General features: G+C 63.3%; 23 protein-coding genes. 11 read left to right on the top strand and 12 right to left on the bottom strand.

Annotated features, from left to right (window positions below; translation table 11 throughout):
* Positions 1-49 precede the first annotated feature (49 nt).
* Positions 50-430, top strand: coding sequence for a tautomerase family protein (locus HV675_RS00695; RefSeq protein WP_175108812.1), 381 nt, complete (start codon positions 50-52; stop codon positions 428-430).
* Between the two features lie 60 nt (positions 431-490).
* Entirely contained in the window at positions 491-1081 is a 591-nt protein-coding gene (locus tag HV675_RS00690; protein ID WP_175108811.1) for a TetR/AcrR family transcriptional regulator, read from the top strand.
* Between the two features lie 82 nt (positions 1082-1163).
* On the opposite strand, the gene HV675_RS00685 is transcribed toward HV675_RS00690, so the two are convergent.
* Positions 1164-2399, bottom strand: coding sequence for an MFS transporter (locus tag HV675_RS00685; RefSeq protein ID WP_175108810.1), 1236 nt, complete (start codon positions 2397-2399; stop codon positions 1164-1166).
* Between the two features lie 244 nt (positions 2400-2643).
* Between HV675_RS00685 and HV675_RS00680 the strand changes: the two genes are divergently transcribed.
* Positions 2644-2907, top strand: a complete 264-nt coding sequence (locus tag HV675_RS00680; RefSeq protein WP_175108809.1) for a hypothetical protein — start codon at positions 2644-2646, stop codon at positions 2905-2907.
* A gap of 190 nt (positions 2908-3097) precedes the next feature.
* On the opposite strand, the gene HV675_RS00675 is transcribed toward HV675_RS00680, so the two are convergent.
* Both HV675_RS00675 and HV675_RS00670 read right to left on the bottom strand, forming a co-directional pair.
* Positions 3098-3475 carry a DUF427 domain-containing protein gene (locus HV675_RS00675; RefSeq protein ID WP_175108808.1) on the bottom strand — a complete coding sequence of 126 codons (378 nt, stop codon included), beginning with the start codon at positions 3473-3475 and terminating at the stop codon, positions 3098-3100.
* A gap of 150 nt (positions 3476-3625) precedes the next feature.
* The gene (locus tag HV675_RS00670) at positions 3626-4813 is read right to left on the bottom strand and encodes an MFS transporter (RefSeq protein ID WP_175108807.1); all 1188 of its coding nucleotides are present in this window, start codon (positions 4811-4813) and stop codon (positions 3626-3628) included.
* Between the two features lie 207 nt (positions 4814-5020).
* Here HV675_RS00670 and HV675_RS00665 point away from each other — a divergent pair, with 207 nt between their 5' ends.
* Both HV675_RS00665 and HV675_RS00660 read left to right on the top strand, forming a co-directional pair.
* On the top strand, positions 5021-5875 hold the full coding sequence (locus HV675_RS00665; protein ID WP_175108963.1) for a lysylphosphatidylglycerol synthase domain-containing protein: 855 nt from the start codon (positions 5021-5023) through the stop codon (positions 5873-5875).
* A 173-nt stretch (positions 5876-6048) separates the two neighbouring features.
* On the top strand, positions 6049-7953 hold the full coding sequence (locus HV675_RS00660) for a c-type cytochrome (RefSeq protein ID WP_217477985.1): 1905 nt from the start codon (positions 6049-6051) through the stop codon (positions 7951-7953).
* Positions 7954-8010: 57 nt separating this feature from the next.
* Here the strand turns inward: HV675_RS00660 and HV675_RS00655 are convergent, their stop codons facing one another.
* The 6 genes from HV675_RS00655 to HV675_RS00630 all read right to left on the bottom strand — a co-directional run bounded on the left by HV675_RS00655 (position 8011) and on the right by HV675_RS00630 (position 12959).
* The gene (locus tag HV675_RS00655; RefSeq protein ID WP_175108961.1) at positions 8011-8751 is read right to left on the bottom strand and encodes an IclR family transcriptional regulator; all 741 of its coding nucleotides are present in this window, start codon (positions 8749-8751) and stop codon (positions 8011-8013) included.
* A gap of 113 nt (positions 8752-8864) precedes the next feature.
* Positions 8865-9617: an amino acid ABC transporter ATP-binding protein gene (locus HV675_RS00650; RefSeq protein WP_175108806.1), complete on the bottom strand. Its 753-nt coding sequence runs from the start codon at positions 9615-9617 to the stop codon at positions 8865-8867.
* Entirely contained in the window at positions 9614-10264 is a 651-nt protein-coding gene (locus tag HV675_RS00645; protein WP_175108805.1) for an amino acid ABC transporter permease, read from the bottom strand. The genes HV675_RS00650 and HV675_RS00645 overlap by 4 nt, the downstream gene beginning before the upstream one ends.
* A gap of 74 nt (positions 10265-10338) precedes the next feature.
* On the bottom strand, positions 10339-11055 hold the full coding sequence (locus tag HV675_RS00640; RefSeq protein ID WP_175108804.1) for an amino acid ABC transporter permease: 717 nt from the start codon (positions 11053-11055) through the stop codon (positions 10339-10341).
* Between the two features lie 77 nt (positions 11056-11132).
* Positions 11133-11975 (bottom strand): ABC transporter substrate-binding protein, encoded by an 843-nt coding sequence (locus tag HV675_RS00635; RefSeq protein ID WP_175108803.1) that lies wholly within the window; start codon positions 11973-11975, stop codon positions 11133-11135.
* A 282-nt stretch (positions 11976-12257) separates the two neighbouring features.
* Positions 12258-12959, bottom strand: coding sequence for an SDR family NAD(P)-dependent oxidoreductase (locus HV675_RS00630; RefSeq protein ID WP_377700759.1), 702 nt, complete (start codon positions 12957-12959; stop codon positions 12258-12260).
* A 227-nt stretch (positions 12960-13186) separates the two neighbouring features.
* On the opposite strand from HV675_RS00630, the gene HV675_RS00625 reads away from it, so the two are divergent.
* Entirely contained in the window at positions 13187-13960 is a 774-nt protein-coding gene (locus tag HV675_RS00625) for an alpha/beta fold hydrolase (RefSeq protein WP_175108801.1), read from the top strand.
* A gap of 235 nt (positions 13961-14195) precedes the next feature.
* Positions 14196-14936: an SDR family oxidoreductase gene (locus HV675_RS00620; protein WP_175108800.1), complete on the top strand. Its 741-nt coding sequence runs from the start codon at positions 14196-14198 to the stop codon at positions 14934-14936.
* Between the two features lie 49 nt (positions 14937-14985).
* On the opposite strand, the gene HV675_RS00615 is transcribed toward HV675_RS00620, so the two are convergent.
* Positions 14986-15618, bottom strand: coding sequence for a TetR/AcrR family transcriptional regulator (locus HV675_RS00615; RefSeq protein ID WP_175108799.1), 633 nt, complete (start codon positions 15616-15618; stop codon positions 14986-14988).
* A gap of 197 nt (positions 15619-15815) precedes the next feature.
* Here HV675_RS00615 and HV675_RS00610 point away from each other — a divergent pair, with 197 nt between their 5' ends.
* Positions 15816-16085 (top strand): hypothetical protein, encoded by a 270-nt coding sequence (locus HV675_RS00610; protein WP_175108798.1) that lies wholly within the window; start codon positions 15816-15818, stop codon positions 16083-16085.
* An 11-nt stretch (positions 16086-16096) separates the two neighbouring features.
* Here the strand turns inward: HV675_RS00610 and HV675_RS00605 are convergent, their stop codons facing one another.
* Together HV675_RS00605 and HV675_RS00600 are read right to left on the bottom strand one after the other, a co-directional pair.
* Entirely contained in the window at positions 16097-16990 is an 894-nt protein-coding gene (locus tag HV675_RS00605) for an amidohydrolase family protein (protein ID WP_246270029.1), read from the bottom strand.
* Positions 16991-18319, bottom strand: coding sequence for an MFS transporter (locus tag HV675_RS00600; RefSeq protein ID WP_175108797.1), 1329 nt, complete (start codon positions 18317-18319; stop codon positions 16991-16993).
* A 359-nt stretch (positions 18320-18678) separates the two neighbouring features.
* Between HV675_RS00600 and HV675_RS00595 the strand changes: the two genes are divergently transcribed.
* The 3 genes from HV675_RS00595 (at position 18679) to bamA (ending at position 22885) form a co-directional block, all read left to right on the top strand.
* Entirely contained in the window at positions 18679-19647 is a 969-nt protein-coding gene (locus HV675_RS00595) for a D-2-hydroxyacid dehydrogenase family protein (RefSeq protein ID WP_175108796.1), read from the top strand.
* A 419-nt stretch (positions 19648-20066) separates the two neighbouring features.
* Positions 20067-20465 carry a hypothetical protein gene (locus HV675_RS00590; RefSeq protein ID WP_175108795.1) on the top strand — a complete coding sequence of 133 codons (399 nt, stop codon included), beginning with the start codon at positions 20067-20069 and terminating at the stop codon, positions 20463-20465.
* A 116-nt stretch (positions 20466-20581) separates the two neighbouring features.
* Complete coding sequence (gene bamA, locus HV675_RS00585; protein WP_377700767.1) at positions 20582-22885, top strand: outer membrane protein assembly factor BamA; 2304 nt, start codon at positions 20582-20584, stop codon at positions 22883-22885.
* The last annotated feature ends 10 nt before the right edge of the window (positions 22886-22895 follow it).

Genomic DNA, 22895 nt, shown 5'->3' with positions numbered 1-22895 from the left:
ACACGCACGTCGTCCCTCTCGACTGCGCCCCGATACAAGGAGACTCACCATGCCGCTCGTACGCATCGATCTTGTCGAAGGACAATCCGCCGAATACCGCGGCGCCATCGCCGATGAAGTTTACAAGGCCATGACCAGCACGATGAACGTGCCCGCCAACGACCGCTTCATGGTGATCAGCGAATACAAGTCCAGTGATTTCATTGCCGATCCGACCTATCTCGGCATCAGCCGCTCGCGACAATGCGTGATGATCCAGATCACGCTCAATGCCGGGCGCGACGTTGACAAGAAGCGTGCGTTCTACCAGGCACTGGCGGACGGCTTGCATGCGCGCATCGGGTTGCGGCGCGAAGACCTGTTTGTCAATCTTGTCGAGGTTGCAAAAGAAAACTGGTCGTTCGGAAACGGCATCGCGCAATATACGTAGTCTCGCCCCCCGCACCGGCTGTCTGAGTTATGCTCATGGCATTCCTTCTGGAGAATTGTCATGCCGCGCGTTTCCCGCGAACAAGCCGATAAAAACCGTGCCGTGATCGAAGCCGCGTCCGCGCGCCTGTTCAAGGAGCATGGGCTCAACGGCATCTCGGTGGCCGACATCATGGCGACGGCCGGCCTCACGCATGGCGGCTTTTATGGCCATTTCGACTCGAAAGACGAACTGGCCGCAATTGCATGCGCGCAGGCGTTCGAGGAATCGGTCTCGCGGTGGCGTTCGCTGGTCAAGGACGGTGCAGACGAGCAGTCGCGCGTCGATGCGTTGGCGAAGCACTATTTGACTGCCGCGCAGCGTGACCGTCCGGGCCTGTCATGCGCGGCGGCGGGACTTGCGGTCGATGTCGGCCGCGAGCCCGCCGGCAAGCCGATTCGCGGCGTCTACGCACGCGGCATCCGCTCGATGCTCGACGTGCTGATGTCGTTCTCGAGTGCACGGCGTTCGAAGAAAGTGCGGCAACGCGCGATCGCGCGACTATCGATGCTGATCGGCGCGCTGACGCTCGCGCGCGCAGTGCGCGACGACCCGCTGTCCGACGAGATTCTGGCATCGGCTCGCGAAGCGCTGCACACCGATTTCGCGTGAGCGAAATCAGAACGCGCACGCTGCGCGAACCGCGCCGACCGGCGTCACATCGAACCGCGGCGGTTGGCGGCTCGCGCCCTGCTCACGAAGCCGACGATTCGCGTTTCGCGAAATGTTCGCGATCGGTCACAAAATAGACGAGCGCCATCAGCGGAAACACCAGCCCCACCAGCGACGCCAGCGGCCAGCCGCCCTGTGCGTAGGTCCAGCCGCCTAGCGCGGAACCGAGTGCGCTGCCGGCGAAGAACGTCGTCATATAGATGCCGTTCACACGCGACCTGAACTGCGCGCCGAGTGAAAAGATCGCGCGCTGACCCAGCGACATGTTCGACGACACGCCGAAGTCCAGCACGACGCCCGCAATGACCAGGAGCGTCAGCGAGAACGACGCACCCGGTTCGACCACGCGCGTGAGCAACAGCGCGCCGGCCACGGCCAGCATCGCCAACGCGGTGGCCGGCCGCGTCCAGCCGCGATCCGCAAGACTGCCGGACACCGTCGCGGCGACCGAACCCGACACCCCGATCAGTGCAAAAAGGGCAATGCCGCTTTGCGAAAGCCTGAACGCCGGCCCGGCAAGCAGCAGCGGCGTGGTCGTCCAGAAAAGACTGAACGCCGCGCCGAGGCAGCCGGAATAGAACGACCGGCGCCGCACCACGGGTTGCGTGAACACCAGATGCCGCATCGACGCCAGCAGCTCGAAATAACCGAGCTTCGATAACGGCCTGCGCGGCGGCAATGCAAGCGCAAGCAATATCATCAATGCGGCCATCAGCGCCGCCGACAGATAGAAGATGGTGTGCCATGACGACGAAAGCTGCGTAACGAAACTCGACGCCGGACGCGCAAGCATGATGCCGAGCAGCACGCCGCTCGTGACATTGCCGACCACCCGTCCGCGAATCCGCTCCGGCGCGAGATGCGCCGCGTACGGCACCAGCACGTGAATCGCGACGCTGCCGATGCCGAGCAGACAGGCCGCCACCATAAACGGCGCAACGTGCCGCGACAGGCCGGAGCCAAGCAGACCCAGGGTTGTCATGCAAAGCAGCGTCAGTACGAGACGCCGGCTTTCGATCAGGTCTCCGAGGGGAACCACGAACAGCATGCCCGCGCCGATGCCGATCTGCGTCACTGTCACGATAAAACCGGTGGCGCCCTCTGCGACGCCGAGCGATGAGCCGATCAGTCCGGCGAGCGGCTGCGCGTAGTAAACATTCGCGGCCATCAGGCCACATGCAAAGGCGAGCAGCAGCACAAGCCAGGCCGACACGCGCTCCTCCTCGACAGACGGCTGCGTCGTCGTATCCAAGTTCATTCTCCGATGAGGTATTCCATGATAGGGGGAAGCCATACTTCCAGAACTGAACACTCGAGCGCCGACCTCTATTCCCCAACCGCGCTCCGCACGAGCGGCGGGGAATCCCGGCCCGGCGCCCGTGCGCGTCGCGTGACGCGCGCGTGACACCACGGCGCTGGCCGCGTGTGAGGCAATCGCGTTAGACTAGTCCGCAGGATTCCGGACGACTGACCGCGGTTGCACTGTGAAATGGAGATTGAAGATGGATCACACGAAATTGACAGCTCACTTTCCGACGGTCGATGTGGAGCTTATCCGGCGTGATCTGCCGGAGCAGAACGGCGAGGTCGTGACGATTCATATCACCGCGACGCCGTCGTTCGATGCGGCGGCGCGTTGGCTGCTGCAGCCCGGCGTATTGGGGCTAGCCGCTCCGCTCGTGCTATGGGCGGACATGATGCGCGCATGGCAGCCGTGGTTGCCTGCCGCGTGGGTGCCGATGCTGTCGTTGCCGCGCGCGGAATAGCAGCGGGGTTCAGGCCGCGCGCTTCCCGACGCGCCGCGCGTGGCGCGGGGCGCCGTACGCTGTCGCGCCTTGCGCGCAGATTTCATTTGCGCAAGCGGATGGATATGCGGCCGGAAATGCCGCACGAAGATATACCGCACCCGGATATACCGCACCCGCCGGGCGCACACTTTCGTGGCGCCAGGTGGAATCAGTTCGGTTGGATCTGGATCGCGTCGACGCGGTCCCGATAGAACGCAAGATGCCCTTTGATCATGCTCACTGCGTCATACGGGTCTTCATACGTCCAGACCGCGTTGACCGCCTGCTCGCCGCCCGCGGGAATGCTGTAGTAACTGCAATCGCCTTTGTAGGGGCAATACGTTGCGTGCGCGGTGCGCTCGAGCTGCGACATATCGGCGTCTTCGCGCGGGATATAAAGCACTTCCGGATACGACGCTTCGCGCAAGACGAGCGCGTTCGTTGTATCGGCGATCACTTTGCCGGCCACGACCACCACGACGTGTTGCGGGCTTTTCGTCACCGCGATCGGATGGTCGGGCCCAGGAACCTTCACCGGTTTTTGCATATGCGGCCTCCCTCGAAGGAGCGAATCACCACGCGACGGGCCGGCCGTTTCCTGAACACGGCCCGATCGCGACAAGCGGACATCATAGGCCGATCTGAAAACCTGCGTACCTGTGAGGTCTTCCGGGCCGCCGCCACGCTCGTGAGCAGATCAGCCGTTTGTTTCGTCGCGCCCGGCAAACAGTGAGAGCGTGCCGCGCTCGGCGAGCAGTTGCACGAGCACCGACGCCGCTGCGAACCCCAGCCCGACCGCACACACGCCCGCCCAGCTCCAGATGCTCCATGCGAACGTGCCGACCGCGGTGCCGAGCGCGCCGCCCGCGAAACGAATCGTCATATAAAGCGTATTGATGCGATTCATCGCGCCCGCGCTTACCCCCATATTGCGCGACATGTTCGCGACGTGCCCGATCTGCGCACCGAAGTCGAGCACGATCACGCCGGCGATGAGGCCCGCGATCGAACCGCCGACCAGAGCGAACACGCCGTACGCCGCCAGCATCGTTATGCCGCCGGCGAGCACGATGCCGCGCGCATCGCCGCGATCGGTCCACTTGCCGGAGACCGTCGATGCACTCGCGCCGACCACGCCGACCAGTCCGAACAGCCCCGCGGTCGCGCTGCCATAGTGGGCGTTCATCGCGTGCAGGTGAAATGCAAGCGTCGTCCAGAACGCGCTGAATGCGGCGAATTGCAACGCGGCGATACACGACGTCTGGCGGATCAGCGGCGCATCGCGCAACAGCGTCCACAACGAGCCCATCAACTCGCGCCAGGTGCCCGAAAAAGCCGGCTCGGTGCGCGGCATCAGCGCGAGCAACATCACGACCACGCCCACCATCGCCACCGCAGCCATGCCATACACCGCGCGCCAGCCGAACGACGCGGCGAGCACGCCCGACACCGTGCGCGACAACAGGATGCCGCACAGCAGACCGAACATCACCGTGCCGACCGCCCTGCCGCGCTGCTGCGGGCCGGCGAGCTGCGCGGCCAGCGGCGTCAGCAATTGCGGCGCGACGCTCGTCAGGCTCGTCACGAAGCTCGCGACGATCAGCCATGCGAGCGTCGGCGCCAACGCGGTCGCAACCAGCGACGCGGCCGCCGCCAGCAGCGTGACGGTGAAAAGCGTGGTGCGTCTGACCATGTCGCCGAGCGGCACGAACAGCAGCAGGCCGAGTGCATAGCCGGTCTGCGCGGCCACCGATGCGGCACCGGCCGCGCGTTCGGTCACGTCGAAGGTATGCGCGAAATCGACGAGCAAGGGCTGGTTGTAGTAGTTGTTCGCGACGACGAGACCCGCGGCCAGCGCCATCACCCAATAAATCGACCGATTCATTCGTGGTTATCCTTTTTTAACGAAACGTGCATTGATCAGCCAGATCGCGCAATCACCCGTGCAAATTCCAAACCCGGCATGCGGCGCTGCCGGCAACCTTCGAGGATGCGGCGAACTAAGCCTCCCCACATGCTTGACGAGATGCACCCGGACGCTTGCCGGCCCTGCAGCTCGAAGCTCGAGCGGGAGCCGGCAGTATGAACAACTCTGTCATCGAACCGCAAATGTTCGACAACTTCGATATCGGTCAACGGCCTGCTGCCGGTCGTGCGAATCGGCGGCGACCTCGTGTCGTTCAGACTGCTGCTGAAAAGCGGCTTCCCGGCTTCGATGGCCGCGGCGAGCCTGATTGTCGACATGCAGCTCACGGTGATCGCGCAACTGCTGTTCGCGGCGGCGAGCATCGGCTACCTGTTCGTTCATGTGCAATGGGCGACGCTGCGCATCGTCAGCGATCTCGCATGGGGTATCGCGATCGTTGCGCCGGCGTTCGCCGTCTTCGCGCTAATCCATCACGCAAAGCCGTTCGAACGCATGATGCGCGTGCTCGACCGGATCGCAAGCGGCAAGCTCGCCGAGCTGGTCGGCAAATCGGCGGAAATCGACGCGGCGATCAAGCGGATCTGGCGTCACCGCGCGGTGATCCCGCGCTATCTGCTGATCTGGCAACCGCTGCAATCGCTCGGCACCTCGCTCGAGATCTGGCTAGCGCTCTACTTCTTTGGCAAGCCTGTCAACCTTGTCGACGCGATCGTCATCGATTCGCTCGTGCAGGCGGTGAGCAGCGCCGCGTTCTTCGTGCCGGCCGCGCTTGACGTACAGGAAGGCGGCTTTGTGCTGGTCGGCGGCCTGCCTGGCCTCGAGCCGGCAACCTGTCTCGCGCTTGCGGGTGCGCGCCGCGTACGTGATCTCGTGATCTTCGTGCCGGGCCTGCTCGCATGGCAGATCGCCGAATCGCGCATTGCCGCTTCTGTTCCCGCTTCCCTACCCCATGCAAGCTCATCGACAGAAAAAACGTTGCAAATGCAAGCACCGGCGCAAGCGCGAATGCCGGCGGCATAGAACATTAAGCAAGATCGCAAATAAAGGCTATGTTCTTCGCAGCCTGCTTAACTATCACCTATACTCATTCAGCCTCTTCATTCTGAGGCCTCCTCCGAACCCAATCCATGCTGCCGCTGGCGCGCGCCACGCGGCCGGGATACGCACGTCCGTGCGAACTCGCGGAGCGAAACATGAAGACCATCGCGGCCAACGCACCGGTGCGCACGACGCACACGCATCGCAATCGCTTGCCGCCATTTGAAGGAGATCGCTCAATGCGCGTCACGCATGCGTCATCTGCCCGTTCCGTCATGCGCTTCCTGCGACTGGCCGGCGCTGCCGGTCTTGCCGCGCTGGCGCTTGCACTCGCCGCACCCGATGTGCCGATCGCGCAAGCGGTGCACGCGGCCGAAAGCGTCGCGCAGACCTGCAATAACGAAGCAACCGGCATCACGCTGCCGCCCGGTTTTTGCGCGACGGTCTTTGCGGACAATATCGGCCACGCGCGGCAAATGGCGGTCGGCCCGGACGGCACGCTATACGTGAATACATGGAGCGGCAACTACTACAAGGTGAACACGCCGCCGCCGGGCGGCTTTCTGGTCGCGCTGAAAGACACCCGCGGCGACGGCCGGGCGGACGTCGTGCAGCGCTTTGGTGAAAGCGTCGCGGACGGCGCTCACGGCGGCACGGGCATCGCGTTCTACAACAACGCGATCTACGCGGAAAGCAACGACCGCATCATGCGCTATGCGCTGAAGTCCGGCGACGTCGCGCCGTCCGGCAAAGGCGACGTGATCGTATCGGGCCTGCCGACTACCGGCGACCATCCGATGCATCCGTTCGCGATCACGCCGAAAGGCGACCTGCTCGTCGACCTCGGTTCGGCGACCAACGCATGCGAGCAGCAGAACCGCACGCCGCATTCGAAGGGCAATCAACCCTGCACCGAAAAAGAAACGCGCGGCGGCATCTGGCGATACGACGCTAACCGGACCGGCCAGACATTCTCGCCCGCCGGGCGCTACGTCAGCGGCCTGCGCAACGGCGAAGGCATCGCGCTCGATGCGGCAGGCCGTATCTTTTCGACGCAACACGGCCGCGATCAGCTTCACGAAGACTGGCCGGAATACTTCAACGCAAAGCAAGGGCAGGAATTGCCCGCGGAAGAAATCGTCGAACTGAAACAGGGCGCCGATTACGGCTGGCCCGAATGCTATTTCGATCAGGCGCAGAAAAAGCTCGTGCTCGCACCCGAATATGGCGGTGACGGAAAGAAGGTCGGCCTGTGCAGCGGACGCACCGCGCCGGTCGCATGGTTCCCCGGCCACTGGGCGCCGAACGATATGGTGTTCTACAAGACCGGAAGCGGCGCGGGCAGCTTTCCGCATGCGTATGACGGCGGCGCGTTTATCGCATTCCATGGTTCATGGAATCGCGCGCCGGGTCCGCAAGGCGGCTACAACGTCGTGTTCCAGCCATTTCGCAATGGCAAGGGCGCAGGCGCCTTCACCGTCTTCGCGGATGGCTTCGCGGGCGCCGTGAAAGAGCCCGGCCAGGCCGCGTTTCGCCCATCGGGTGTGGTCGTCGCGCAAGACGGCGCGCTCTTTATTTCCGACGACATACACGGCCGCATCTGGCGCGTCACGTATCGCGGCGGCCATCCAGCTGCGCCGGTCGCGGCGGCCGCGACACCGCCCGGCGCGCAATCCGCGTCGCGCGCAGAACTCCCGCCCGAGGGCATTCATCCGGACGCGGGGCGGGCCGCGGCCGGCCTGCCCGTGCCGCCTGGCTCGTCGGCGCAGCAGGTTGCGCTCGGCGCGCGCGTGTTCGAAGGCAAAGTGGGCGGCGCGACCTGCTCAGGCTGCCACGGCTCGGATGGCAAAGGCTCCGGGATCGGCGCGGACCTGACGGCCGGCACGTGGCTATGGAGCGACGGCAGCCTGTCCGGCATCCAGCAGACCATCACCCAGGGCGTGCCGCATCCGAAACAGCACAACGGCGCGATGCCGCCGATGGGCGGCGTGCAACTGTCGCAGGACGATCTGAAGGCAGTGACCGCGTATGTATGGGCGCTCGGACATCAGTCGCATTGATGCCGCGCGCCGCGCGCAGGCCTTACGTGCACATCAATCAGCGCACATCAGCATGCGTCAGCGTGCGTAAGCCTGCGACAATGCCTTCGCCGAACGGATCAGATCGTCGAGCATCGCGGCGCGCTTCGATGGATCGGTATCGCGCCCGGTCATGAAACAGAGCGCCGCGACCGCATCGCCCGAGCGGTCGCGAATCGGCGCGGCCATGCAGCAGCGGAAGGTCTGCGACAGGCCTTCCGTGCAGCAGTAGCCAAGTTGCGCCGCGCGCTCGATATCGCACAGAAAGTCGTCGAGCCCGATGCGCGTGCCGTCGTCGAGCACGAAGTCTTCAGCGGGAATCAGCGCGCGGATCTCGTCCGCATTCAGATGGGCGAGCAGCAGCCGGCCGGTCGCGGTCCACGGAATCGGCACCTTCACGCCGATCTCCGAGCTGATGTTGAATGGCCGTGCGCTGTTCTCCGACAACACCACCGTGTACTTGTTGCCTTCCAGCATGCATAGCTGCGCGGTCTCGTCGTGCACCTTCACGAGCGCGAGCAGGGTTTGATGCGCGCGGCTGATCAGATCGTTGTGCACCGCGTAGTCCGCCCCGTAGTAATGCATCTCGCGGCCGAAAAACACGCCGCCGTCCGGACGCGTTTCGAGCCAGCCCGCGTCGGTCAGAATCGTCACCAGCTCGTAGACGCTCGAACGCGGCGCGCCGGACGCGTCGATCAGCTCGCGCATCGTCATCGGACGCCGCGCGTCGTGCAACTGCCTGAGCAGCGTGACGACCCGGTCGACGCCTCGCGCACGTATCGATGCCCCCGCAACGGAATCAGAAACGGCGGCCGGCGCCGCACCCGTGCTGCGATCGCGACCGCCGCCATGCCGTCCGCCACCACGCGCAGGCTTCGAATTCAGGTTCGCGCTCAATGGTCGAGCACCCGGTGCAGGAACTGGCGCGTGCGCTCGTTTCCCGGATTCACGAAAATCTGCTCGGGCGCCCCCTGCTCCGCTATCACGCCCTGGTCCATAAACACGACACGGTCCGCGGTCTTGCGCGCAAAACCCATCTCGTGCGTGACGACGACCATCGTCATGCCGTCGCGCGCGAGGCCGCGCATCACTTCGGTCACTTCGCCGACCAGTTCCGGATCGAGCGCGGACGTCGCCTCGTCGAAGAACATGATGCCGGGTTCGACCGCGAGCGCGCGCGCAATCGCGACGCGCTGCTGCTGACCGCCCGACAGCTGGCTCGGATAGTGTTCGCCGCGATCGGCAAGACCGACGCGATCGAGTGCTTCCAGCGCGCGCTTGCGTGCATCGGCGGGGCTCATCCTGCGCGCCTTGATCAGCGCGAGCGTCACATTGCCCAGTGCGCTCTTGTGCGGAAACAGATTGAACTGCTGGAACACCATGCCGACGTGGCCGCGAATGTCTCGCGCGCGCTTCGCGTCATGCAGCGGTACGCCGTTGACCCAGACCTCGCCCGAGTCCGCGGTTTCGAGTCCGCTCATAATGCGCAGCACCGTGCTTTTGCCCGAGCCCGACGCGCCGATCAGCACCAGCACCTCGCCGGCCCGCACGTCGAGGTTCACGTCGCGCAGCACCTGCGTCGCGCCGAATGACTTGCTGACGCCGGACAGACTGATGGCCGGCTTGCCCGTTACAACCGAGTTCATGACAGCACGCTCCTTCTTCGATCATGGCGGCGCACCCACTGCGACAGCGGAAAGCACACGATGAAATACAGCACGGCGACGAGCCCGTAGATTTCGACCGGCTTGCCGACCCGATCGACAATCGCCTGCCCGCCGTGCATCAGTTCCGACATGCCGATCATGCTGACGATCGACGTATCCTTGATCAGCGACAGGTACTGGCCGATCAGCGGCGGCAGCACGATCCTGCCGGTCTGCGGCAGGATCACCGAGAAGAAGGTTTGCCATCTGGAGAGGCCGAGAATCTGCGCGACTTCCCACTGCCCTTTCGGCACCGCTTCGATGCCGGAGCGGAACACTTCGGCGATATACGCGCCCTGATACACGGACAGGCCCACCACGCCGGCCGCGAACACATCGATCGCATAGCCGAAATACGACACGCCGAAATAGATGAAAAGCAGCGTGATCAGCACCGGCGAGCCGCGAAAGAGTTCGGTATAGAGTTTGGCCGCGTAGCGTGCGCCGGGTGGGCCGAACGATCGCAACACCGCGGCGAGAAGGCCGATCAGCGTGCCGCCCGCGATGGATGCGACGGATAGCAGCAAGGTCGCCAGCAAACCTTGCAGCAGAATCGACAGGCTCGTGAATAGCAGTTCGCTCGACATGTTCAGTCTCGTGCGCGGTATGCGCAGTGCACGCATAGTGCGCGGATATTCAGGTAATCAAACGCCTGCCTTGCTCAGGTGCGGTCCGCCCGGCGCGCAAAGAAAAACGCCCGGCGTGTGCGTTTCCTCATCTCGAGCGGCGGGTGGAAGATTCGCGCGCCGATTTGTGCGGCCATCCATGAAAGACCGTTGCTGAGCACCAGATAGATGACCAGCGTAATCGTGAAGGTCTGTATATAGAGCAGCGTGCGCGCGTTGATCACGGTCGCGGTGCCGCTCAGTTCCGGCAGCGCAATCGCGGAAAGCAACGACGTACCCAGCAGCAGCTGGATCAGGTTGTTCACGATCGCCGGGTAGACCGCACGCGCGGCCTGCGGCAGCACGACGTCGATAAAGATCTGCGAGCGCTCCATGCCGAGAATCGACGCGGCCTCCAGTTGGCCGCGCGGAACCGATTGAATGCCCGCGCGAAACACTTCGGCAAGGTAAGCACCGACATTTACGCCGAGCGCGATCACGCCTGCCGTATACGCATCGAGCGTGATACCGAGCGTCGGCAAGCCGAAGAACACGATAAAGATTTGCAGCAACACCGGCGTGTTGCGAATCGCCTCGATATAGACGCTCGCGATCCAGCGCAACAGCGCGACACGCGATGAACCGGCGAGCGCCGTCAGCAGGCCGAGCGTCATCGCCAATGCGAACGCGAGCAGCGTGACCTGCAGCGTCAGCCATGCCGCGCGAACGAAGTCGCTCAGGTAGCCGGCGAGGGTCATCCATTGGTAGCTCATCACTTCTCCGTACGCAAACCGGTGCGCAAAGCGATTCCGCGGCGGCCCCGATATCGCGACCGGCCGCCGGTTGCGGCCTAGAACTGCGGATTCAGCGGATAGCGCGGATCGACACCGAACCACTTCTTGTAAAGCTGCTGATTCAGCTTCGACGCGTTGATCTGGAACAGGAACAGGTTCAGATAGTCGAGCCACACCTGATCGCCCTGCTTCACGCCGAATCCGTTGTATTCGAGCGGCACCAGCGCTTCATCGGTGACGGTCAGCTCGGGGTCGAGCTTCGCCTGATACGCGAGGAAGTTGTTGTCCTCGATCATCGCGTCGGCCTGGCCCTGCTTGACCGCGAGAATTGCGGCCTGCGAGCTGTCGTACTCCTGGATCTTCACCTGCATGTTCAGCGAGCGCACTTCGTCGCCGTTGGTCGAGCCTTTGACGGTGGCGATCGTGCGGTTCGACATGTCCTTGATCGACTGGATGCCGCTGCTCTTCTTCACGAGCAGCGCCTCGCTCGCGACCACATACGGGTTCGTAAATGAAATTTCCTTCGCGCGCTCCAGATTGCGCGTGAAGTTGCAGAACACCACGTCGACCTTGCTGGTCTGCAGGTTCGGAATGCGGTTCGCGCTTGTCGTATTGACCATTTCGAGCTTCACGCCCATCTGTTTCGCGAGTTCTTTCGCGAGGTCGACGTCGTAGCCGTCGGGCGCGCCGGACTGATCGTAGAAGCCGAATGGCGCAAAGCTCAGGCAGTCGCCGACGCGCAGCGTGCCGCGCTGCAAAACCTGCTTGAGCGTCGAGTCGGCCGCGCTGCCCTGCGCGGGGGCATCGACCTTCGTGCACGCGGCAAGCGCGAGCAAACCGGCGAGAGCGGACAGGCAGAGGAGTTTTACGCTTGCGGTGGCGACCTTGGCGAGTCTCATTGTTGGCATCCCGATCTGGAGAAGGAAATGTTCACCGTTGCTGCCTGTCCGATATATCGGATTACGATCCGACACGGCAGATGGCAGCGAGTGTTTCATGGACAGAATTTCTCTGCAACGGGGAAAACGCGGAGACAGCCGGTCGCGCCGGCAGCAGGTCAATCTGGACGGCGAACCCGCTTAAAGCGGCAGGAAAAGAGACGAGGCACGCGCATCAAACGGGGTTTTTGCACCCGCACTTACGTCGAGTATCGGTGATGCGTGCGATGCATGACACGGGTGTCAAACACGTCCCGTCACCGGAATCAACGCGCCGGTAATGCACTGCGCGTCCTGCGACAGCAGAAACGCGATGACAGCGGCAATCTGCTCAGGTGTCACCCAGCGCGAGAAATCCGCATCGGGCATATCGGCGCGGTTCTGATGCGTGTCGATGATCGACGGCAGAATCGCATTGACGGTCACCCCTTTGTCCTTCAGCTCCTCCGCCAGCGTTTCGGTGAGGCGCATCACCGCGGATTTCGATGCGGCATAGGCGCCCATGCCGGTGCCCGCCTTCAGCGCGGCCATCGCGCCGAGATTGACGATGCGGCCGCCCGCACGCGCAGCGAGTTGCGCAAGCGCCGCTTTGGATGCGTTCAATGCCGTCTTCACGTTGACGTCGAACATCCGCTCCCAGCTGTCCGCACTGCCATCGGCAATGGTCTCCCAGCGGAATCCGCCGGCGATGTTGACGAGCGCGTCGAGCCCGCCGAAGCGGGCCGCGATGGTTGCGATCGCATGCTGTGCCGCTTGCGGATCGGTCAGATCCACGTGTTCGACGACACACGCCTGCGCAAGCTCCAGCGGTAGCGTTGCCGGCGCGGCGCCGCGGCCGATCAGCGCGACTTGCGCGCCGCGCTGCGCCAGCACTTGAGCGGTCACGAAACCGAGCGCGCCGAATGCGCCGGTCACGGCGACGATTTTTCCTTGCAGGTTATCCATCACGCTCACTCCTGTTGCAAAACCCGCGACCGGGTTGGGTGCGATAGCACTCGCATGGACGTGCAGTCGGCTGTGCAGCCGGTGTTCAGCCCGTCGTTCAACCCGCTCATCCGGCCCTCCATGATAACGCCGCATCTTGCCGGCCCGCGGCACAGCAGGCACGATACGAAACGGCACGGCCGATCGCGGCTCGAGACCGCCACCGGCCGCCGATAAAGGAGACAACGATGAACACCAGGACTTCATCTTCACGCACACACGCCGGTTCCGCGCACGGCCATACGTTCGTGCTGATTCACGGCGCATCGCACGGCGGCTGGTGCTGGCGGTTCGTCGTGGACACGTTGCGCGCACAAGGACATCGCGTGTTCGCGCCGACGTTGACCGGCCAGGGCGAACGGCATCATCTGCTCAGTGCGGCGACGTCGCTCGATGTGCCGATTGCCGATATAGAAAACCTGCTCGAAGCCGAAGAACTCGACGATGTGGTGCTGGTCGGTCACAGCTACGGCGGTCTCGTGGCCGCCGGCGTCGCCGACCGGTGTCCCGCCGCGCTGCGCTCACTGGTGTTTCTCGACAGCCCGCTCGTTGAAAACGGTGAATGCGCGATGGACATCTTGCCGCGAGAGATCGTCGAAGAGCGGATGAAAGCGATCGCCGCGAGCGGCCAACCGCTGGCCATGCCCGTACCGAGCGTCGGCGCGATGGGAATACCGGATGACCACCCGCACGCGGATTGGGTGCGCCGCCGACTGACGCCGCATCCGCTCGCCACGTATCGCACGCCGCTCACGCTGCGCCACCCGCTCGGCAATGGCCTGCCGCGCACATATGTGCACTGCACGCAACCCTCTTACGAAACGCTTGCGCGGGTTCGCGAGCGGATCCGCTCACTGCCCGGCTGGAACTGGGAAGAACTCGCATCGGGCCACGACGCCATGGTGCTGCACCCGGACCTGCTCGCCGATTTGCTGATACGTATCGCCGCGCGCGCCGCGTAAGCCCTTCTCACAGCCGGCGACCGCTGGTCTGCACGACGCGTCTCGACGCCATCGTTCGACGTGCAATGCGTCGAACGATGGCACGCACCACAGTAGTAGACGATTCCCGCCGCCTCCGTTCAATGCGAGGACCCGGCCATTGCAACGGATACCGAACTGTCCTCGCCGATTTCACACAGGATGTCTAAAATCGAATCGACCTATTCGACAATGTGAAAAGACAAGGAGCGTTCATATGGCTCAAACTTCTGCTCAAGCTGCAATCGTGACAGGCGCATCCGGCGGCATCGGCGGCGCGGTTGCGGCGCGCCTTGCGCGCGATGGCTTTGACATCGCGGTGACATACTCCGGCCACTCGGCCGCGGCGGACGCACTCGTTTCAGATGTGAAGAAACTGGGCCGCCGTGCGATTGCGATAAAAGCCGATATTGCGAATAAGGATGACGTTGCGCAACTCTTCGCGAGCACGCGAGAAACGTTCGAGCGCGTCGACGCGGTCGTCAATTGCGCCGGCATTATGCCGCTCGGACCAATCGCGGCCGGCGACGTCGAGACATTCGACCGCGTGATCGCCACCAACCTGCGCGGCACCTATCTGATTCTCTCGGCCGCCGCCAACGCGCTGGAGAGCGGCGGGCGCATCATCGCGTTTTCGAGCAGCGTGCTCGGCAAATCGTTTCCGAACTACGGCGCGTATATTGCATCGAAATCGGGTGTTGAAGGACTCGTGCGCGTGCTGGCCAACGAACTGCGCGGACGCGGCATCACGGTCAACTGCGTCGCGCCCGGCCCGGTCGGCACCGAGCTGTTCCTCAAGGGCAAGAGCGAACAGCAGATCAGGACGCTCGCCGAACTGGCGCCGCTCGAACGCCTCGGCACACCCGCCGACATCGCGAGTGTCGTCTCGTTCCTCGCCGGTCCGGACGGTGCATGGATAAACGGCCAGATTCTGCGAGCCAACGGCGGATTCGCGTAAACCAGGGCGCCCGCCGCCGCGCGATTCGCTCGCGCGCGCATCGTGCGATTCAGCCGTGGCTGCGCCACGGCAACCCATCGATGAACTGATCGATGGCATCGAACAGCACGGCCCGGCGCACGCCATCCACCGCTTCGACCGACAGGCCCGCGAACACCGTGATACACAGGCTCGCGAGCGCCTTCGGATCCGCTCGGGCGGCAAGCTCGCCGTTCGCCTTCGCGTACGCGAAGCGCTCGACGAGCGCCGCGGCTACCTTGCGCCTCAACCCGCGTAAAAACGCACGCAAATCCTCGTGCCCGGCGCCGACGTTCATGCCGCCGAGAAACACCATGCAGCCTTTTGCCGGACGCGTCCCGGCAAACAGCTCCGCACTGGTGCGCAACATCGCCCGCAAGCCGTCGCGCACCGATTCGTGGGCATGCAACTGCCTCAATGCGGCGCCGCCCTCCGCGTTCGCATAGAGTTCGACGGCTTCGCGAAACAACGCGTCCTTGCTGCCGAATGCGGCATAAAGACTCGGTGAATTGATGCCCATCGCGCCGCCCAGATCGCTGATCGAGCACGCATCGAAGCCCTTTTCCCAGAACAGTTCCATCGCGTGACGCAACGCAGCCGCGCGGTCGAATTCCCGCGGTCTGCCGCGCGGTCTCGCAATATGTTGCTGCTGGATGCCAGCCATGTCGCGCCTCCTGTTGCAGTTTCCGCAATTTAATTATGTATCGATCTTAACAGAAATAGCTGGACACCATTTGATTGTGATGGTCAAATCTGTATTAACCGATACACAAATAAGCGGCCAGCCTCAAATGCGTGTTTCTGCAGACGTTACAGTCTGCGCGCCGGCGCCGGCCGTTCAACCATTCAAGGAATCTCAAGATGAAAGCCACCCTGTCCGCACTCGCTGCCGCGCTGCTCGTCGCGAGCCCGCTTGTCTCACATGCCCAGACCACGGCGCCGGCCCCCGCTGTATTGCACGATTCGGCCGCGATGTATGCGGTGTTCGTCGATCAGCCGACCGGCTACACGTTTGTGAAGCTGCCCACCGGATGGAAATTTGCCGGCGCGGTATCGAAGCAGCAAGCCCAGCATCTGCCGTCGACCGTGCTGACCACGGTGCCGGAGGTCGACACGGTGTCGGCGAAGTAAGGAATGCCTGGCTAGGGCTGGAAGCCGTACAGCCGATGCGCGTTCGTCGTCAGAATCTGGCTACGCAACGTGGCGTCCGGCACCGATAGCGCCAGGGTATCGAGCAGCTGGCTGACGGTCGGCATCGTGCGCCACTGCGCAACGTGCGGCCAGTCCGAACCCCACACGCAACGCGTCGGCGCCGCATCGGCGAGCGCCTGCGCGTAGGCGATGGTGTCCCGATACGGCGGCTCCGCGCCGCTCAAGCGGTATGCGCCGGACAGCTTGACCCACGCGCCGTCGCGCACAAGCGCGATCAGGCGCTGGAAACCGTCGGACTGCACGCCCGCCGAAGCCGGCAGATGTCCCATATGGTCGACGACGATCGTCGATCTCAGCTTCGCGAGGCGCGGCCCCAGTTCCGGCAGATCGCGCGCATCCAGCAGAAACTGGATGTGCCAGCCCCAGTCGCGTGCAAGCGCGTCGTATTCTTCGAGTTGCGCAAAGGTGATGCCACCGCCGCCATACAGCACGTTGATCCGCATTCCGACCGCACCGGCATCGACCATCGCCTGGTACGCGGCATCCGCCAGCCCGAGCGTGGGCACAACCACGCCTCTTAGCCGTGCACGATTCGCGCGCAGCGTCTCGAGCATCAGTGTGTTGTCCTGCCCATGCACGCTGACCTGAATCAGCACGCCGTACGTCGAACCCGTATCGTCGAGCATGCGCAGATACGCTTCAGCAGGCGCCGCCGGCGGCGTATAAGCGCGATCCGGCATCCACGGATACCGCGGCGGCTCGCCGATCACATGGGCATGCGTATCCACCACGCCGGCCGGCATCGTAAAAGCGCTCGGGCCGCTCTGTTGCGTGGGCGGTGCGGGGCAACGCGGCGCATTGCTGTCAATATCGGTTGCAGTCACTCAGATATCCTCCAGGGCAATACCGCGGGTTTCAGGAAGTAACGCGACGCTGGCGAGCATCAGTGCATACGCGAATACGGCGAAGATCGCGATGGCGCTCGCGAGTCCGAGATGCTTCGCAAACAGGCCGACCAGCGTCGGAAACAACGCACCCATGCCGCGGCCGAAGTTGTAGCAGAAGCCCTGCCCCGAACCGCGCAAGCGGGTCGGATACAGCTCTGTCAAAAATGGACCGACGCCCGCGAGATACCCGCTGCCGAAGAAACCCAGCGGAAAGCCGAGCCATAGCATCACGTCATTGCCAATCGTCAACTGCGTGTACGCAAGCACCGCGACGATTGCGATAACCGAAAAGGACACGAACAGCGTCTTGCGCCCGAAGCGGTCGGAGATCCACGCGCCAGTCAGATAGCCGGCGATACTCCCCGCAATCAGAAAGCCCAGATACCCGGTCGAATTGATGACGCTCAGATGCCGCTCGGTCTTCAGGAACGTCGGAATCCATGTCGAGATCGCGTAGTAGCCGCCTTGACAGCCCATCACGAAGAGCGCGCCCAGCAGCGTCGTGCGCAAGCGCGGTCCGCTGAAAATTTCCCATAGCGACGGCGCCTGTGCATGATGGCTTCCGGCGCCGAGCGCGTGCTCGGCGATACGCGGCTCATGCACATAGCGGCGCGCGTAAATGAGCATCACCGCGGGCACCGCGCCGGCCGCGAACATCGCGCGCCACGCGAGATGCGGCGGCAGCAGCGAGAATGTGATTGCCTGCAACAGCACCGCCGCGCCCCAACCGACGCCCCACGCGGACTGCACCGACCCGACCGCGCGGCCGCGATACGCAGGCCTGACCGTTTCGCCGATCAGCACCGCGCCCGCGGCCCACTCGCCGCCGAAGCCGAAACCGAGCAGACCGCGCGCGATCATCAACTGATCGAAATTCCGGGTGACGGCGCAAACCAGGCTGAAAAGACAGAACCAGCCAACGGTGATCTGCAGCGTGCGAACCCGGCCGATGCGATCCGCCAGATAGCCGGCGAGCCACCCGCCGATCGCCGATGTCAGCAAGGTGACGGTTACCGCGAGACCCGCCATCCCGGGCTCGACCTGCCACATCACGGTGATCGTGCCGATCACGAGCGGGTAGATCATGAAGTCCAGCGCGTCGAGCCCCCAGCCCGAGAAGCAGGTCCAGAAGGTGCGCCGTTCGCGCGGCGCCATCTGCCGATAGAACGCCGCGAGACTGCTGTCGTTGTCGTCCGGCGCCGGCGCGTTCACTGCGTGGCCGTCACTGGCAGCCGTTCCTTGTCCTCTGCTGCGAAGATGCACCATCCGCTTGTCTCCTTCGTTTCTGATCGAGAAACGCCGCGCCGGAGCCGATGCAACAGGGTTGCAACGTTCGGGCGGTTCAGTTGCGCATGCTGAGTTGCTGTCTTATTGTGTGATGAATTGAGTCTGCGGATGTGTGTCGCGGTTGTCAATCATTTTGACCGCCGGCGCCGCCTGGGGTCCCGCACGAAATTTGCGCTGCTGCTATCGTGCTTCCTGTGCTGCGGCTTCACGCCGCGCAACGGCGTATGTCGGCTGTTCGAAAGGCACTTGCCCTGAATAAACTGGCACGCGCGAACCGACCGTGCCTGAAGCGGCCGTACCTGAACCGGCCGTACCCATCCCAACCCGAAGGAGACGCGATGACCCCTGCTTCGACCAGCATTGCCATACTCGACGACTACCAGCACACCGCGCCGACACTCGCTGACTGGGCGAGCCTGCAACCGCGCGCGACTACCGTGTTTTTCCATGATCACGTGGCGGACCGCGACGCGCTCGTCGCGCGACTCGCACCGTTCGACGCCGTCGTGCTGATGCGGGAACGTACACCCTTTGACGCGGATCTGATTGCGCGCCTGCCGAAACTGAAGCTGATCACCACGGTCGGCATGTGGAACGCGGCAATCGATCTGCACGCGGCCAAAGCGCGCGGCATCATCGTATCGGGCACCGATGCGAGCGAACCGGCCGCGACGCCCGCGCTGACGTGGGGCCTGATTCTCGCCATCACGCGCAATCTGCATCGTGAATCGGCGTCGGTGCGCGCGGGCGGCTGGCAAACCAGCGTCGGCGTCGATGTGAACGGCAAAACACTCGGCCTGCTCGGTCTCGGCAAGATCGGCCAGCAAGTCGCACGCTTCGGCACCGCATTCGGCATGAAGGTAATTGCGTGGAGCCCGAACCTGACGCCCGAGCGCGCGGCCGAAGCCGGAGCGCGGCAAGTGGACAAGGCAACGCTCTTTCGCGAAGCGGACGTCGTGTCGATTCATCTGAAACTCGGCGACCGCTCGCGCGGTCTCGTCGATGCGGCGGCACTCGCATCGATGAAGCCGACCGCGTATCTCGTCAATACGTCGCGCGGACCGATCGTCTCGGAGGCCGCGCTGATCGAAGCGCTGCAAGCGCAACGCATCGCAGGCGCCGCCCTCGATGTCTTCGATGAAGAGCCGCTGCCGCTCACGCATCCATACCGCTTTCTGCCGAACGTGCTGGCGACGCCGCATATCGGGTACGTGACGGAAAACACCTATCGCGGCGCCTATCCGCAAATCGTCGAAGACATTCATGCGTGGCTCGCGGGTGCGCCGATTCGCGAACTGCAGGTCTGAGGTCTGAGCATAGCGGCGTCTCTGCGCCCAACGCCAGGTCAAAACATTTGCCGTGAAGGCCGCATCGTCGATGCGGCCTTCGCGAGGCAACCGCCTGAGCTTGCGAAACGATATGCGCGAGCACCCTCCGCAGCCGCATGGCTATCGCTCGAACACACTCGCTCGCATCTTTATGCGGGCCAGTCCATTGCCGCCCCGTCAACGAAGCTTCAGGCAAACGTAATGCGCGCAAGCTCACCAAAGCACGCGCTTGCAGTACTTTCCGATTGCACGAACATTGCACGGATGCTTGCAATTAGACGAGTGCATCACCCCCGATCCCTCACCTGACTGGAAGAAATCTGCAGTAACCCGCAGGTAACATGAACGCGGCCATTCTCGCCTATGCTCCGTGACTGGCTTCGTCATGGAGTGAATGTATGGCCCCGCCCTCCGCCGTAGCAATCGATTCGTTCAAGGGGTTCGAACTGACAGCGGATGGTCAGTACCTGATATTGAACAGCAATCAGCCCGAGCGCATCGCATTGCATTGCTCGGTGATGCATGAGTTGCTGGCGGCGCTTTCAAATGCGATCGGCTCCTCGGAACGTATTCGCCACAAGAAGAAGAGTGTCAAGTTCGCGATGCCCTGCGAGGCGTGGGCACTCGGAAAGGATGCGGGCGGTAAGCCCTACCTGATTTTCACGTTCCGTTTGCCCGGGGGCGCGGAGCTGTCCTTTCAGTTACACCGCTCTCAAGCCGCGCATATGACCGAGGTGCTTGCGCTCGCAACCGGTCTTGCCCAGGGCAGCGACCTTTCACGACTGCGATTGCAATAGAACAACGAACCTTCGCTCCCTTGCACGAGCCGCCGTTTTTTACCTGACGTAATGCGGCCGCGCTTTTCACGTCTGACCGAATTTCTTTTCGATTACCCTGCATGAAGCCACGAATAATATTATCTCGCTGCGCGAAGTCATTCACGTGGGTTGGCTTGAGCGTAACGGTGATGTCGGCACACGCGGCCGATTCATTCGTGGTTCGCGACATTCGCATCGACGGTCTGCAACGCGTCGAGCCAGGCACCGTTTTTTCGTATCTGCCGATCAAGAAAGGCGATACCTTCACCGACGACAAAGGGTCCGCCGCGATCCGCGCGTTGTACGCGACCGGCTTTTTCAACGACGTGAGAATTTCCACTGACGGCGACACGGTCGTCGTCACCGTGGCCGAGCGTCCGGCGATCGGCACGATCGATTTCGCCGGCATTCACGAGTTCGAGAAAGACAACCTGCTCAAAGCGCTGAACTCGGTCGGCTTGTCGCTTGGCCGCTATTACGACAAGGCGCTCGTCGACAAGGCCGAGCAGGAACTGAAGCGCCAGTACCTGACGCGCGGCTACTACGCGGCCGAAGTCACAACCACCATTTCGCCGATCGACCGCAATCGCGTCGGGCTGCTGTTTTCGGTCATCGAAGGTCCGAGCGCGAAAATTCGCCAGATCAACTTTATCGGCAACAAGGTATTCAGCTCCGGCACGCTGCTCGATGAAATGGAGATGTCGACGCCGAACTGGTTTTCCTGGTACACGAAGAACGACCTGTACTCGAAGGAAAAGCTCACCGGCGATCTCGATCATATTCGCTCGTACTACCTGAATCGCGGCTACCTCGAGTTCAATATCGAGTCGACACAAGTGTCGATCACGCCCGACAAGAAGGAAATGTACCTGACGATCACGCTGCACGAGGGCGAGCCGTACACGATTTCGAGCATCACGCTCGCGGGCAACCTGCTCGATCGCGAAGCGGAGCTCAAGAAGCTGATCAGCGTGCGCAAAGGCGAGCGTTTCTCGGCCGACAAGCTGCAGGCCACGACCAAAGCGATCGTCGACAAGCTCGGCGAATACGGCTATGCGTTCGCCAGCGTCAATGCGGTGCCGAAGATCGACCAGGAGCATCACAAGGTCGACCTCACGCTGCAGGTCGATGCAGGCAAACGTGTGTACGTGCGCCACATCAACGTAACCGGCAATACACGCACGCGCGACGAAGTGATACGCCGCGAGATGCGTCAGCTCGAAAGCTCGTGGTTCGACTCGGGCAAGCTTGCGCTGTCGAAAGACCGCATCAACCGGCTCGGCTATTTCACCAACGTGGACGTGACGACGGCGCCGGTCGAAGGCACCGACGACCAGGTCGACGTGAACGTCGACGTGACGGAAAAGCCGACCGGCGCGATCACGCTCGGTGCGGGCTTCTCGTCCACCGACAAGGTGGTGCTGTCCGCCGGCGTATCGCAGGACAACGTGTTCGGCTCCGGCACCAGCCTGTCCGTCAACGTGAACACGGCCAAGACGTTCCGCACGCTGACCGTCACGCAGGTCGACCCGTACTTCACGGTGGACGGCATCAAACGCATCACCGACGCGTACTACCGCACCGTGCAGCCGCTGCTCTTCTCGACCGACTCGAGCTTCCGCATCATCACCGTCGGCGCGGACACGAAGTTCGGCATTCCGTTTTCGGAAGCGGACACCGTGTTCTTCGGCATCGGCGTCGAGCAGAACCGTCTTGACGTCGACGGCGCAACGCCGCAAGCGTACCTCGACTACGTGAAGGAATTCGGCCGCGTCGTGAACAACGTGCCGGTCACCGTCGGCTGGTCGCGCGATAATCGCGACAGCGCACTCGTGCCGAGCCGCGGCTATTTCGCGCAAGCGAACAGCGAATACGGCACGCCCGCCGGAAACACGACTTACGTGAAGTTCGACGCGCAGGCCCAGTACTACTACTCGTTTGCGCGCGGCTTCGTGCTGGGCCTGAATTTTCAGGGCGGTTACGGCAAAGGACTCGCGGGCCAGACCTTCCCGATCTTCAAGAACTACTTCGCGGGCGGTATCGGTTCGGTGCGCGGCTATGAGCCGAGTTCGCTCGGTCCGCGCGACGCCAGCACAAACGACCCGATCGGCGGCTCGCGCATGGCGGTCGGCAATATCGAGCTGACCTTCCCGCTGCCGGGCACCGGGTATGACCGCACGCTGCGCATCTTCACGTTCTTCGACGGCGGCAACGTGTGGGGCGACCCGGGCCAGGGCGGCACGACGACCGGCGCGAACGGTCTGCGTTACGGCTATGGTCTCGGCCTCGCATGGATTTCGCCGATCGGCCCGCTCAAGCTCAGCCTGGGCTTCCCGCTCGTCAAGCACACCGGCGATCAGTACCAGAAGTTCCAGTTCCAGATCGGCACCGCGTTCTGACGTGCTGCGC

The organism is Paraburkholderia solisilvae (genome assembly GCF_902859875.1).
In the GTDB taxonomy this organism is placed as follows: Bacteria; Pseudomonadota; Gammaproteobacteria; order Burkholderiales; family Burkholderiaceae; genus Paraburkholderia; species Paraburkholderia solisilvae.
Note: the sequence above shows the minus strand (reverse complement) of the source record. Positions and strands in the feature narration are given on the sequence as shown.

Coding starts and splice junctions, on each gene's coding strand:
- HV675_RS00695 (WP_175108812.1), top strand. CDS start 50: ATGCCGCTCGTACGCATCGATCTTGTCGAAGGACAATCCGCCGAATAC.
- HV675_RS00690 (WP_175108811.1), top strand. CDS start 491: ATGCCGCGCGTTTCCCGCGAACAAGCCGATAAAAACCGTGCCGTGATC.
- HV675_RS00685 (WP_175108810.1), bottom strand. CDS start 2,399: ATGAACTTGGATACGACGACGCAGCCGTCTGTCGAGGAGGAGCGCGTG.
- HV675_RS00680 (WP_175108809.1), top strand. CDS start 2,644: ATGGATCACACGAAATTGACAGCTCACTTTCCGACGGTCGATGTGGAG.
- HV675_RS00675 (WP_175108808.1), bottom strand. CDS start 3,475: ATGCAAAAACCGGTGAAGGTTCCTGGGCCCGACCATCCGATCGCGGTG.
- HV675_RS00670 (WP_175108807.1), bottom strand. CDS start 4,813: ATGAATCGGTCGATTTATTGGGTGATGGCGCTGGCCGCGGGTCTCGTC.
- HV675_RS00660 (WP_217477985.1), top strand. CDS start 6,049: ATGAAGACCATCGCGGCCAACGCACCGGTGCGCACGACGCACACGCAT.
- HV675_RS00650 (WP_175108806.1), bottom strand. CDS start 9,617: ATGAACTCGGTTGTAACGGGCAAGCCGGCCATCAGTCTGTCCGGCGTC.
- HV675_RS00645 (WP_175108805.1), bottom strand. CDS start 10,264: ATGTCGAGCGAACTGCTATTCACGAGCCTGTCGATTCTGCTGCAAGGT.
- HV675_RS00640 (WP_175108804.1), bottom strand. CDS start 11,055: ATGAGCTACCAATGGATGACCCTCGCCGGCTACCTGAGCGACTTCGTT.
- HV675_RS00635 (WP_175108803.1), bottom strand. CDS start 11,975: ATGAGACTCGCCAAGGTCGCCACCGCAAGCGTAAAACTCCTCTGCCTG.
- HV675_RS00630 (WP_377700759.1), bottom strand. CDS start 12,959: ATGGATAACCTGCAAGGAAAAATCGTCGCCGTGACCGGCGCATTCGGC.
- HV675_RS00625 (WP_175108801.1), top strand. CDS start 13,187: ATGAACACCAGGACTTCATCTTCACGCACACACGCCGGTTCCGCGCAC.
- HV675_RS00620 (WP_175108800.1), top strand. CDS start 14,196: ATGGCTCAAACTTCTGCTCAAGCTGCAATCGTGACAGGCGCATCCGGC.
- HV675_RS00615 (WP_175108799.1), bottom strand. CDS start 15,618: ATGGCTGGCATCCAGCAGCAACATATTGCGAGACCGCGCGGCAGACCG.
- HV675_RS00610 (WP_175108798.1), top strand. CDS start 15,816: ATGAAAGCCACCCTGTCCGCACTCGCTGCCGCGCTGCTCGTCGCGAGC.
- HV675_RS00600 (WP_175108797.1), bottom strand. CDS start 18,319: ATGGTGCATCTTCGCAGCAGAGGACAAGGAACGGCTGCCAGTGACGGC.
- HV675_RS00595 (WP_175108796.1), top strand. CDS start 18,679: ATGACCCCTGCTTCGACCAGCATTGCCATACTCGACGACTACCAGCAC.
- HV675_RS00590 (WP_175108795.1), top strand. CDS start 20,067: ATGGCCCCGCCCTCCGCCGTAGCAATCGATTCGTTCAAGGGGTTCGAA.